The organism is Bacillus sp. FSL R5-0576, from assembly GCF_038004765.1.
GTDB classification, from domain to species: domain Bacteria; phylum Bacillota; class Bacilli; order Bacillales; family Bacillaceae; genus Bacillus; species Bacillus subtilis.
This window is the reverse complement of record NZ_JBBORU010000001.1, coordinates 2,991,056-3,003,970: the sequence shown is the minus strand read 5'-3', so window position 1 is coordinate 3,003,970 and position 12,915 is coordinate 2,991,056. Positions and strand designations below refer to the sequence as shown.

Here is a 12,915-nt window from a genome sequence, read left to right as displayed (position 1 = left end):
ATGAATCCTCCTTTATGATCAACTTCATAGTCATAATTCGTGAAATGGTCTCTTTTTTCCTTTTAAAAAATAAAAAAGCCTGCAGAAATCTTTCTGCAAGCTCATTGTGAATTAAGCACCCGCCACAGATGATTCATCCTGTAAAGCTTTCTCGGCAGGAACATACTCATAGCCTAGATCTCTTGCTACAGCTTCATAGGTCACGTGTCCGTTTGCGGTGTTTAAACCCGCTCTCAGTGCCGCATTGTCTGCGAGCGCTTTTACTGCCCCTTTGTTCGCGATTTGCAGCGCGTATGGAACAGTAACGTTAGTCAGGGCGATTGTTGACGTACGAGGGACTGCGCCCGGCATGTTCGCTACAGCATAATGCACAACCCCGTGTTTTTCATATGTTGGCTGATCATGTGTTGTGATATGGTCGACAGTTTCGACGATGCCGCCTTGGTCGATCGCTACATCAACAATGACCGAACCAGGTTTCATTTGTTTTACCATTTCCTCAGTGACAAGAGTCGGAGCTTTAGCACCCGGAATTAATACCGCGCAAATGAGGAGATCCGCTTCCGCCACAGCATCAGCAATATTGACCGGATTAGAAATTAACGTTTTAATCTGATGGCCGAAGATGTCATCAAGCTGGCGCAAGCGGTCTGCGTTTAAGTCAATGATCGTCACATCTGCACCGAGGCCGACAGCCATTTTCGCCGCGTTTGTCCCGACAACGCCTCCTCCGATAATCGTTACTTTTCCGCGAGAAACGCCCGGCACCCCGGCAAGCAGAATGCCTTTTCCGCCTTTAGGCTTTTCTAAGAATTGAGCGCCGATTTGCGCTGCCATTCTGCCCGCAACCTCTGACATTGGCGTGAGAAGAGGCAATGTCCGGCCTTCACTGACCGTTTCATATGCGATGGCAGTTACTCCTTTATCCTTCAAGGCCTGTGCAAGCTCAGGCTCAGCTGCTAAATGAAGGTACGTAAACAGCACAAGTCCTTTGCGGAAATAAACATATTCTTCCGGCAGCGGTTCTTTTACCTTCATGACCATTTCGGCGTCCCAGACCTGTTTCGGATCAGCAATGATTTCCGCTCCTGCTGACTCATAGGCTTCATTTTCAAATCCGCTTCCAAGGCCCGCGCCTGTTTCAACCAGCACCCGGTGACCGTTTGAAATGAGCTGAGAAACGCCCCCGGGTGTTAATGCGACACGGTTTTCATTGTTTTTTATCTCTTTAGGAACCCCTATGATCATATCTGTCTCCTCCTGTATCTGTGATATTTTTAGTGTAGCTTGATATTTTGGAAAATTCTTTGTTTGATTAAGAAAATAAAAAAACATGAATTTGTGAAATTTCACAAATCCATGTGCCGAAGTTTGATATCTAAATAGATGGTGAATTTTTGATTCACATTTTTCAAATCAATTTCAGCGATCTGGCTGATCCGCTTAAGGCGGTAATTCAACGTATTAACGTGTATATTTAACAGCTTAGAAGCGGTATTCACGTTGCTGTCTGCTTCAATAAAGCGCTCTAGCGTCTCTACCAGATTTGACTGGTGATTCCGGTCATATTGTTCCAGTTTGGAAAGCGAGTAATTATAATGGCCCGCCTGTTTCCGTTTTTCATTTAAGACATCTAAGTATTGATAAATACCTAACTCAGAAAAGCTGAAAAAATGTTTGGTCTCTTCAGTGAACCGTTCCTTCGTTTTTAAGACGGACAATGCTTCCTGATAGGAGCGGGAGACAAAAGAAATAGAGTTGTATATTCCGCCAAAAGCGATAGAAACGTCTTCTATTTTATACCGCTCCTTCAGCTGTTTTTGCGTACTTAAAGCAAACTGTTTTAAATCTTGAAAAGGATGATCTGTTTTGGGTGAGGTTAATATAATAAGTTCATTGGAATCTACGGTCGCCAGCAGCACGTAAACCTGCTGGGTCGTTTCCTGTAAATATTGCAGCTGCTGTTCGATTTTTTCAGTCAGCTCGCCATTTATGCGGATGATCATAACGGAAAACTCTGAAGGAGCGGCCATTCCAAGCTTATGGAACCCATCCGCCATATCATCCTCCTGATGGATGTGTCCGGTCAGCATTTTCCAGAAAAACTCTTGGCTGCGTTCTTCATTTTTCGTTTTTCTGATTTGAAGTTTGAGAAGCTTGTTTTTCACTGCTTTTGCTGCCATTTGCAATGTCAGCAGATCTTCATCGGACAATGTTTTTTGGATCTCAAGCGCCCATATGAAGCCAAGTACTTGCTTGTTTTTCCAAATCGAAATAGCGACGCGATTGCTCAGCCCGACTTCATCAATTTGCTTGACTCTGATCGGCTGGTCCGTTTTTAAGAGAGCTGGAATTGTCCCATCTTTCCACAACTTGTTAATCACCTTCTCCGGTACCCTTCTGCCAATAATGGTAGACGTCCGGGCAGGGTCTGTGCAGTCGCTGTGTGTACTGTAGGCAAGCAGCTTGTGGTTAACATCCTCTATGGTGATCGGGCACCGCAGAACGTCGCTGATATGATCAGCCACATCTTCAAGTCTGTCAAAACTATATTTAAACGGATCATTCGGCATGGTCATAAATCTCCCTACTTTTCGTGCTTGATTTCTCTTTGACATCTCATCCCCTTCCTTTTATTATGATTGTTGTTGTTTGTGAAAATCAACAACAAAGAACAGAAGCAAAAAAACAATTTCATGAGAGAAACGTTCTATATACATTTGGCGGTGTAATCGCCTTTTTGCAGGACAGTTGTATGCCTCATATAATACGACAGCTTATCCTATTAATCTTCTAAGAAAGTCATCGGAGGCGAGACTAATTAAGGAAAGAAAAAACTGAACCTTTCAGAAATGGTGCTGTAGCATCAAATTTTCTGAAAGGTTTTTTTTGGGAGTTGGGGAGTTATTTGGGTCTTTTGGATTATTCGGAGAATGAAGAGAAGATTAAGAAAATAAACCTATTTACTTTACATTATATGTCATTTTTAAGTGATTCGGGGTAAACCATTGGACTCATTTTGTAAAATTAAAACATATTTGTTTGACTATGCCGAAAAACTGTTTTTATAATAATGACGTTCTAAAAATAAGTGAATTAGCCCATATTTAGGCTGATGGCACAGGAGGTAATGAGGAATATGGCAGGATTAATTCGTGTCACACCCGAAGAGCTAAGAGCGATGGCGAAGCAATACGGCGTTGAAAGCCAAGAAGTATTAAATCAGGTTGATCGTTTAAACCGAATGATCTCTGATTTGAAAAGCATGTGGGAAGGTGCTTCAAGCGAAGCGTTCGCAGATCAATACGAGCAGCTCAAACCTTCATTTATCAAAATGTCAGATTTGCTTCAAGATGTGAATCAGCAGCTTGATCAAACAGCAAATACACTTGAGTCTACTGACCAAGACATCGCAAATCAAATCCGCGGATAACAGTATGAAAGGGAAGGAGCGCCTGATTCAAAAGAAGACGGCGCTCTTTCTATGTAAGGGTGATCCTAAATGTATATTGATATTACAATAGATTTGAAACATTATAACGGCAGTGTCTTTGATCTCAGATTGTCAGATTACCACCCGGTGAAAAAAGTAATTGATATTGCTTGGCAGGCCCAAAGCGTATCTATGCCCCCGCGCGAAGGGCACTGGATCAGAGTGGTGAACAAGGATAAGGTGTTTTCCGGAGAATGCAAGCTGTCTGATTGCGGCATTACAAACGGAGACCGGCTTGAAATATTATGAAAGGATCTGGTTGAATGTCAGGTAAACAAAAATCATATTTAGAAAACCAATTAGAAGCTGTTGCCGAGAAAACAGATGCCGGCTATACATTTACCTTTCAACGGGAAAAAATAAAGCTTCTCGACGGTCTTGAAGCTAACGTGATCAAAGATATAAATCCATTTTTTCATAAAGAAATCGATGTGACGGATGATGAAGTAATCATCACAATCCAACCTCCCTCCTCCTATAAAGCATTCCGCTTCATGAAAGCTAAGGATAAAAAAAGTAAATGGCAGTTTGCCTATCAGCTTGTTCAAGCCGTACAGCAGCACAATCTGTCGAGGCTGAATTTGATTGTCGCTCCTGAAAACATTGTATTCGATAAAGGGCTTACGCCTTATTTTCTCCATTATGGAGTAAAAGAAAGCATTCCTCCTTATGAGCGTGATGAGGAAAGAGTATGGCAGGAGCTGAAAGCGGCAGCGGCTTTGGCAGTTGACGGCGCTTTTGCGTTTGAAGACTACCTGAAATTCAATGAAACGCTGACGTTCTCCGCAGAGGCAAAGGCGATATTAGATGCTGAATCCTATGATGATTTGCTCGAGCTGATTCAAACCCATATTGATGAGCTCGAAGCCAAAGCAAAAACATACATACATATCCCGAGAAAGAAGTGGAACATCCAGCGATATATCGGCCTGGGGCTCATTGTTTTGCTTGTACCGGCACTTATTTATTCGATGTACGCCTTATTTTTCGCGCAGCCAAAGCACCAGGCGATAGTGGACAGCAACCGTGCGTTCTTAAACAAGCAGTACAGTGAAGTCATCAGCACACTGTCCAAGTACGATGCGGAAAGCCTGCCTGAATCGGTGCAGTATCAGCTGGCGACGTCCTATGTTGAGGTCGAAAACCTGGGGAGTGCAAAAACCAAAAATATAGAAAATAACTTAGTCACCCTTCAATCAGACCCTCAGCATTTCTTGTATTGGATTGATTATGGTCGAGGAGAATACAAAGAAGCGATCAGTATCGGCCGTAAGCTTGAATACAATGATTATATTTACTTTGCCCTAGCTAAATATAAACAGCAGCTTTTATCTGAGGATACAAATGATGAAGACATACAAAAAGAACTTGACTCAGTAAATAGTGAGCTTGAAAAAGCCCAAAAAGAACGTCAAGAAAATAAACAGTCTAATTCTGAAACATCGTTAGTCGATACAAGCGAAGAACAGACACAAACAGACGAAGAAAAACAAGCAGAAGAGAAAGCGGCAGAAGAAAAAGCCGCAGCCGAGGAAAAAGCGAAAAAAGAAGAACAGAAGAAAAAAGAAGACGAGAAAAAAGAAACAGAAAAGAAAGATGAGAAAAAAGATGACAAATAACGTGAGACATGAAGCACAGGTCATCGCATGCTGCCATTCGGCCGTAAGGGGGTTCGCCATTTGAGTCTATTATGGGTTTTTTACCAAAATAACGTTCAAAAATTAAATCTGTCTAACCTCCCGTCGTCTCATCCGGTGACCATAGGGCCTGATGTGAAGGATTCTGTTACGATCAGCTCCATTCCATTTAATAGCGGAGTGATTTCTCTTAAAAGAAAGGAATCCGGCGGCAAATACGAAGTTTTCCTGGGAAATGATTGTCTCGGCACGATTGAGACGGATATATCATTTACTCTCCAAACGGATCAGCAGGATATACGCTTGATATTGACGGGCAGTGAACCTGAGAAATCCGTTTATTTTACGGGAAATCGGGATGAAATTGTATGTTCCTCAGAAAAAACGAATGCAGATATTTATCTGAATCCGCAAGACTTTGCATTTGCAGAACAAAGCACGTTTTCTTTGCTTCGTTCAGGCGGCAGCTGGTCGGTCCGCCCTGAAAACGGGTCTATCTTCTTGAACGGAGAGAAAATCAACGCCAATACGCCGCTTAAGCCGGGGGATGAAATATTCTGGAACTTCACGCAAATGAGGGTGACGGAACAAGACCTTTTAGAAATTGTTCATTATGCCCAGTTTGAAACAGCGTTAACAGAAACGGTCAAACCGAGTACAGAGATGCAGAAAAAATATCCGCAGTACAGAAGAACGCCGCGGATGGTATACGATCTGCCGGATGACCGCGTTTCTTTCAGTTTTCCCTCTCAGGAGAGCGATCAAACCAACAGAGGGCTGTGGCTCGTCATCCTGCCTCCGCTTGTGATGCTGATCGTGATGGGCGTAGTTGCCATCATCCAGCCGCGCGGCATATTTATACTCGTTTCTTTGGCGATGTTTATGATGACTCTCATTACCTCGACAGTGCAATATTTCCGGGATAAAAACCAGCGGAAAAAACGCGAGGAAAAACGGGAGCGTGTATATAAGCTTTACTTAGACAATAAGCGGAAAGAGCTTCAGGCACTTGCTGAAAAACAAAAGCAGGTTCTTGAATTTCACTTTCCTTCATTTGAACAAATGAAATACTTAACAAGTGAAATCAGTGACCGGATCTGGGAAAAATCCCTTGAAAGCAAGGATTATCTCCAGCTGCGGCTTGGGACGGGAACAGTTCCGTCAAGCTATGAAATCAATATGAGCGGCGGAGACTTGGCGAATCGTGATATCGATGATCTCATGGAGAAATCGCAGCACATGCAGCGCGTCTATAAAGATATCCGCAATGCGCCGGTGACGGTCGATTTGGCAGAAGGTCCGATGGGGCTTGTCGGTAAATCACAAATTGTGAAAAATGAGATTCACCAGCTGATCGGACAGCTGTCGTTCTTTAACAGCTATCACGATTTGCGTTTTGTATTTATTTTTCATGAAGATGAGTATAAAGACTGGGAGTGGATGAAGTGGCTTCCGCAATTTCAAATGCCCCATATTTATGCAAAGGGATTTATTTATAATGAGCAAACGCGAGATCAGCTCCTGTCTTCACTTTACGAATTGATCAGAGAGCGTGATCTCGAAGATGACAAAGAAAAACTGCAGTTCAAACCGCATTTTGTATTTGTCATCACGAATCAGCAGCTGATCTCCGAGCATGTCATTCTCGAATATTTAGAAGGACAGCATGAGCATCTGGGCATCTCGACAATTGTCGCTGCGGAAACAAAGGAAAGCTTGTCGGAAAACATTACAACTCTTGTCCGCTACATCAATGAGCATGAAGGCGACATTTTAATACAAAAGAAAAAAGCGGTAAGAATTCCGTTCCGTCTCGATCATCATCAGCGTGAGGACAACGAACGGTTTTCACGCACACTGCGGACGCTGAACCACCAGGTCGGCATTACGAATTCCATTCCCGAAACGGTATCGTTCCTGGAGCTTTTTCATGCGAAGGAAGTAAAAGAAATCGGCATTCAGCAAAGATGGCTGACAAGTGAATCGTCGAAGTCGCTGTCAGTGCCGATCGGCTATAAAGGGAAAGATGACATTGTGTATCTGAACCTTCACGAAAAAGCACACGGTCCGCACGGCTTGCTTGCGGGGACAACGGGATCAGGGAAAAGTGAATTTCTCCAGACCTACATCTTGTCACTTGCAGTGCATTTTCATCCGCATGAAGCGGCTTTCTTACTAATTGACTATAAAGGCGGAGGAATGGCGCAGCCGTTCCGCAACATTCCCCACCTCCTCGGCACGATCACAAATATTGAAGGAAGCAAAAACTTCAGTATGCGTGCGCTTGCTTCCATTAAAAGCGAGCTGAAAAAAAGGCAGCGCCTGTTTGACCAGTATCAAGTCAATCACATCAATGACTATACAAAGCTATACAAGCAAGGGAAAGCAGAAGTGGCGATGCCTCACTTGTTCTTAATTTCTGATGAGTTTGCCGAGCTGAAAAGCGAGGAGCCTGATTTTATCAGGGAGCTTGTCAGTGCCGCGCGTATCGGACGAAGCCTCGGCGTTCATTTGATTTTGGCGACACAGAAGCCAGGCGGCATCATCGACGACCAGATCTGGAGTAACTCGCGCTTTAAAGTAGCGCTCAAGGTCCAGGATGCCACCGACAGTAAAGAAATTTTGAAAAACAGCGATGCCGCAAACATTACCGTAACAGGCCGCGGCTATTTGCAGGTCGGAAACAATGAAGTGTATGAGCTGTTCCAATCTGCATGGAGCGGGGCGCCTTACTTAGAGGAAGTCTACGGTACCGAGGATGAAATCGCGATCGTTACAGATACGGGTCTGATCCCGCTTTCTGAGGTTGATACCGAAGATAACGCGAAAAAAGACGTTCAAACCGAAATCGAAGCTGTAGTTGACGAAATTGAACGCATCCAAGATGAAATGGGAATCGAGAAGCTGCCAAGCCCTTGGCTGCCGCCGCTTGCGGAACGTATTCCGCGCACTCTTTTCCCTTCAAACGAAAAAGACCATTTCCACTTTGCGTATGTAGATGAACCTGATCTGCAAAGACAGGCGCCAATTGCTTATAAGATGATGGAAGATGGAAATATCGGCATCTTCGGCTCTTCGGGCTACGGAAAATCGATTGCAGCCGCAACGTTCCTGATGAGCTTTGCGGACGTATACACACCTGAAGAGCTTCATGTCTATATCTTTGATTTCGGAAACGGAACGCTGCTGCCATTAGCGAAGCTCCCGCATACCGCGGATTACTTCCTGATGGACCAGTCAAGAAAAATTGAAAAGTTCATGATTCGCATCAAAGAAGAAATTGACCGCCGTAAACGTTTGTTCCGGGAAAAAGAAATCAGCCACATCAAAATGTACAATGCGCTGAGCGAAGAAGAGCTTCCGTTCATTTTCATCACAATTGACAACTTTGACATTGTCAAGGATGAGATGCATGAGCTTGAATCGGAATTTGTCCAGCTTTCCAGAGACGGACAAAGCTTGGGTATCTACTTTATGCTGACAGCAACGCGGGTGAATGCTGTCCGCCAGTCATTGTTAAATAACTTGAAAACAAAGGTTGTCCATTATCTCATGGATCAATCGGAAGGATATTCCATTTACGGCCGTCCGAAATTCAATCTTGAGCCGATTCCGGGACGCGTCATCATTCAAAAGGAAGAGCTTTATTTCGCGCAAATGTTCCTGCCTGTTGACGCCGATGATGATATCGGCATGTTCAACGAGCTGAAATCAGACGTACAGAAACTTCAAGGGCGATTTGCTTCAATGGAGCAGCCGGCACCGATTCCGATGCTGCCTGAGAGCTTGTCTACGAGAGAATTTTCTCTCCGCTTCAAGCTGGAACGCAAGCCTTTATCTGTACCGATCGGGCTTCATGAAGAAACAGTCAGCCCAGTCTATTTTGATTTAGGCAAGCATAAGCACTGCCTGATTTTAGGCCAGACTCAGCGCGGGAAAACAAACGTCTTAAAAGTAATGCTCGAACATCTGATTGATGATGAAACTGAAATGATCGGCCTGTTTGACTCGATTGACCGCGGCTTATCTCATTATGCGAAGGAATCAGCTGTTTCATATTTGGAAACGAAAGAAGATATTGAGCAGTGGATTGAAACAGCAGAAGACATTTTCAAAACTAGAGAGGCCATGTATGTGGAAGCCGTCCGCCAAGGAGACGCGCAAAATCTGCGATTCTCACAAGTGGTGCTGATGATTGACGGGATAACGAGATTCCAGCAGACGATTGATACGAGAATACAAGATCGTCTCGCTAACTTCATGAAATCATACGCTCATCTTGGGTTCAGCTTTATCCCGGGCGGAAATCACAGCGAATTCTCAAAAGGCTATGACTCCTTGACGACTGAGATGAAGCAAATCCGCCACGCGATTCTGCTGATGAAAAAATCTGAGCAAAATGTCATTCCTCTCCCGTACCAAAGACAGGAGCCTGAGATTCAGCCGGGCTTCGGATATGTTGTGGAAAACGGGAAGGAGCAAAAAGTTCAAATTCCTTTATGTTCTGCTGAAAGGGAGAGTGCTAGATGACAGAACAACGAAAAAGCTTGATCAAGTTAATATCCGCCGTCATCATCATTTTGCTGCTCCCGGTTTTGTTTTTCCGATTTATCGGAGACGATCCGACGAAAAAAGCAGTCAATTCCACCCGGCAAATCGCGGTGGTGAATGAAGACACAGGCGTATTGAGTGATGAGGTAAAGTCTGATGAAGAGGACAAATCCGCCCAGTTCGGCAAGGAAGTAGCGGCCGTTCTGGGTGAACGTCCTGATTATTCGTGGACGGTCGTAAACCGAAGCGCGGCCGAGACCGGTCTCGCTTCAAAGAAATATGATGCGATCGTCTACATTCCCTCAGACTTCTCAAAAAACATTTTGAGCTATGACAAAGACCATCCTCAAAAAGCAACGCTCGAATTCAGCATTCAAGATAACCTGAATGCGGTTAACAAAGAAAAAGTTCAGCGGGAGCTTGAGGATGCCCAAAAGACAATGAACAAAAAAATGTCGGCCTTATACTGGAATTTTGTTTCACAAAAAGTGGACAACGTCAGAGGAGAATTTGACAAGATCGTCAATAAAGAATCTGAATTCCAGAATGTCATGTACAACTTTTACAAACCAAGCTCTAATGATTTAGCAGGTGAAATCAAACAGCAAAAAGACTTAATCGATGAGCTGAAGAAATCAATGAATGAAGCGCAAGGCACGACAAAAGAAAAAGCTTCTACAGCGGAGGAAGCTAAAAACACGTTGAAAGAATTCATTGAAACAGTTGAAAGATACAAGGAATATCAAGAAAATCAGAAAAAGCTGCTTTTGGCAGCCCAGGATTCAACACAGCAGCAAATCCGGACAGGTCTGGATGCCATCCAGGCACAGCAAAAGGCGAATCAGTTCAGCGAACGCATGAGCGGATTGGCAACTGGGATCAGCCAAGCGAAGACACAGCTCGGACAAACCAGTAATGTGCTGGCAAACGCCCAGCAAATTAGGGAAGGGCAAGTGTCCCAGCAGGAACTTGGCATGGCAAAAATCCAAAGTAATTTAATCGATCAATATCAGGCCGCATCAAGACAGGCTGCACTAAATCAGGTGTATGAATTGCTTGTCCCGGCACGTCAGGCATTGACAGTTGCGAAAGGGGACGACCCAGTCATAGACGATGGCTCTGACAACAATGATAAAGATAAAGACCCGAAAGAAGAAAATCCTGAAGAACTGAAAATCGATCTTGAAAAACAGCGTGAAGAACTGAAAAATATCGCTGCTGATATTCAGGATATTTCAGACAATCTGAAGGAGCCTGAAAAAGAGGATCCAACACCGGAGGACCCGGGTACTGAACCAGACGATCCGTCCACTGATAATCCAGAAAAACCTGATGACGGGGGCAGTACAAAGCCCGATGATACACAGGGCGACACAGGGAACGACAATAACAGCAGTGATACCGGTAATGACGGACAAACGGACGGCAGTACTCAGGATCAAGACCAGCAGAAGGGAACAGACGGTCAGGAGCAGAACGGTGATGCCTCTGATGGTGCGTCCGACAGCGGACAAACCGAAACGGGCACATCTGCCGAACAGACTGCATCTTCTGATTCAGCCCTTCAATTTATCAAGCTGGCAAATGAAGGCGGAACCGGAGATTCAGGTGATACCGGTAGCGGCGGAGATACGACGGAGCCTGGGGACCAAGATCAACCAGGAAACGGTGACATTTCTGATATCGCCAGAGCAAAAGAACAGCTCAGCAAAGCGTCTGAGCGAATCAAGCAAATTGAGGAAGAGCTCAAAGAAAAAGAAACTGCCCATAATGAAGAGCTGAAAAAGAAGTTAGAGGAACTAAAAGAACAAATGGAAGGTCTTAATGATGAAATTGAAGACCTGAAAGACCAAGTGAAAACGCTCGAAGATAAACTTGAAAATCTTGAAGCGAAACGGAAGCGAGAACTTGAAGGTATTTATAGTGATATGTATAACGCCATTCAAGAACTTGAAAATAAAGATCAGCTCACATTTACCAAAGCAATCTATATAAGTAAAGAAAATATAGATACAGCAATGAAATACTATAAATATTTGTCTGTTTATGATTCTGTATTATCCGGTACGATTGACAGTGCTGCAAAAGCCGGCGCTATTGACGGCCAGCAGGGCAACGTCAAATCAGTCCTGGCTCTCTCACCTGAAGAATCAGCCAGCTGGGAAGCTCTCAAAAACAACACGATGCAAACTGATGAAGACATTAACACCTTCATCGACGGAATGACTAAATTTGCGGATGACTACAGCGGCTTTATTCGTGACTCTCAAGCAGGTGTTCTCGACGAACTGACGAAAATCTCTGAAAGTGCCGCAAAAGCGTCAGAACAGCTTGTAACGGGCGCAACACAGGAATCTGCGACGTTCAGCAACGATGGGCTGTCTGGCACCATGGCACTGAGTGTCCAAGATACGGTCGGCCAGGAAGTGCTGCAAATGTCAGACATGATGGGGTCATTGTCTGATCGCCAGTCAGGCATCATTGATTACACAACCAACATGCAGCAAAGCGTCAATGATGTTCAGGCGAAAGCCGACACCTTAAACAACAACTGGGGGAAAAATGTCGCCTCCACGAAACTCGTGCGCAATGACGTATACGGCATACTCGGAAACACATTAGTAGACGGGCAAAACAATGGCTATGTATATGATTACTTAGCGAATCCGCTTAAAATCAGCGGAGAGGTTCCGGAAGAAAAAATTCAGACGGTACCGCCGGTTGTCATCCTTGTCATTGTGTTGATCAGCAGTCTGTTAATCGGCTATTTCAGCTCGTATTACCAAAACGCACCGCTTCTCGTCAAAGGAGCGTTATTCGGAATTCTGAATATCCTTGTCGGACTTATGATCAGCTTGTTCGGTTTGAATATTTATTCACTGCCAGACGATCAGACGATTAAGTGGTCGGTGTTCACGATTCTATTGCTGGTCGCAAGCTCTGCCTTCATCCGGACGGCATTCAGATTCGGATCAATCCCTGGATGGGTTGCTTCAGCAGCTATGATTCTATTCTATGTCGCACCGCTTATTGATTTGATCATGCCGAACTTTACATTTGAAGATCCGGTTTCGAAAGTATATATCGACATCCAGTACGGTACTGGGCACTTGTTTACAATGGGAATAACAGTTCTGCTGATCATTACGGTGATTGCCGCGGCTCTGCCGCTGATTATCCGGCTGATGGCTGAACACACAGCAGAAAGCGATGAAACGTATGAAGCGTAATCGC

Annotated in this window: 7 protein-coding genes; 5 read left to right on the top strand and 2 right to left on the bottom strand. The window is 44.3% G+C overall.

The genetic code is table 11. The annotated features are described in order from the left end of the window. Positions 1-111 precede the first annotated feature (111 nt). Positions 112-1,248 carry an alanine dehydrogenase gene (ald, locus tag NX903_RS15490; protein WP_014480718.1) on the bottom strand — a complete coding sequence of 379 codons (1,137 nt, stop codon included), beginning with the start codon at positions 1,246-1,248 and terminating at the stop codon, positions 112-114. A gap of 101 nt (positions 1,249-1,349) precedes the next feature. Next, complete coding sequence (gene adeR / locus NX903_RS15485; protein WP_086344265.1) at positions 1,350-2,618, bottom strand: sporulation transcriptional activator AdeR; 1,269 nt, start codon at positions 2,616-2,618, stop codon at positions 1,350-1,352. Positions 2,619-3,139: 521 nt separating this feature from the next. Here adeR and NX903_RS15480 point away from each other — a divergent pair. From NX903_RS15480 to esaA, 5 genes are all read left to right on the top strand, one after another. Then, complete coding sequence (locus NX903_RS15480) at positions 3,140-3,433, top strand: WXG100 family type VII secretion target (protein ID WP_003220661.1); 294 nt, start codon at positions 3,140-3,142, stop codon at positions 3,431-3,433. Between the two features lie 69 nt (positions 3,434-3,502). Further along, a complete protein-coding gene (yukD, locus tag NX903_RS15475; protein WP_003228763.1) occupies positions 3,503-3,742 on the top strand; it encodes an ESX secretion system protein YukD in 240 nt (79 codons plus the stop codon). Positions 3,743-3,756: 14 nt separating this feature from the next. After that, on the top strand, positions 3,757-5,112 hold the full coding sequence (essB, locus tag NX903_RS15470) for a type VII secretion protein EssB (RefSeq protein ID WP_024573120.1): 1,356 nt from the start codon (positions 3,757-3,759) through the stop codon (positions 5,110-5,112). Between the two features lie 60 nt (positions 5,113-5,172). Beyond that, positions 5,173-9,660, top strand: a complete 4,488-nt coding sequence (essC, locus tag NX903_RS15465) for a type VII secretion protein EssC (RefSeq protein ID WP_086344264.1) — start codon at positions 5,173-5,175, stop codon at positions 9,658-9,660. Further along, a complete protein-coding gene (gene esaA / locus NX903_RS15460) occupies positions 9,657-12,911 on the top strand; it encodes a type VII secretion protein EsaA (RefSeq protein WP_144486766.1) in 3,255 nt (1,084 codons plus the stop codon). Before essC ends, esaA begins: the two co-directional genes overlap by 4 nt. The last annotated feature ends 4 nt before the right edge of the window (positions 12,912-12,915 follow it).

What these genes read in the sequence shown, in the direction of transcription:
- esaA (WP_144486766.1), top strand. Translation starts at nt 9,657, where the DNA reads ATGACAGAACAACGAAAAAGCTTGATCAAGTTAATATCCGCCGTCATC.
- essB (WP_024573120.1), top strand. Translation starts at nt 3,757, where the DNA reads ATGTCAGGTAAACAAAAATCATATTTAGAAAACCAATTAGAAGCTGTT.
- NX903_RS15480 (WP_003220661.1), top strand. Translation starts at nt 3,140, where the DNA reads ATGGCAGGATTAATTCGTGTCACACCCGAAGAGCTAAGAGCGATGGCG.
- adeR (WP_086344265.1), bottom strand. Translation starts at nt 2,618, where the DNA reads ATGTCAAAGAGAAATCAAGCACGAAAAGTAGGGAGATTTATGACCATG.
- yukD (WP_003228763.1), top strand. Translation starts at nt 3,503, where the DNA reads ATGTATATTGATATTACAATAGATTTGAAACATTATAACGGCAGTGTC.
- ald (WP_014480718.1), bottom strand. Translation starts at nt 1,248, where the DNA reads ATGATCATAGGGGTTCCTAAAGAGATAAAAAACAATGAAAACCGTGTC.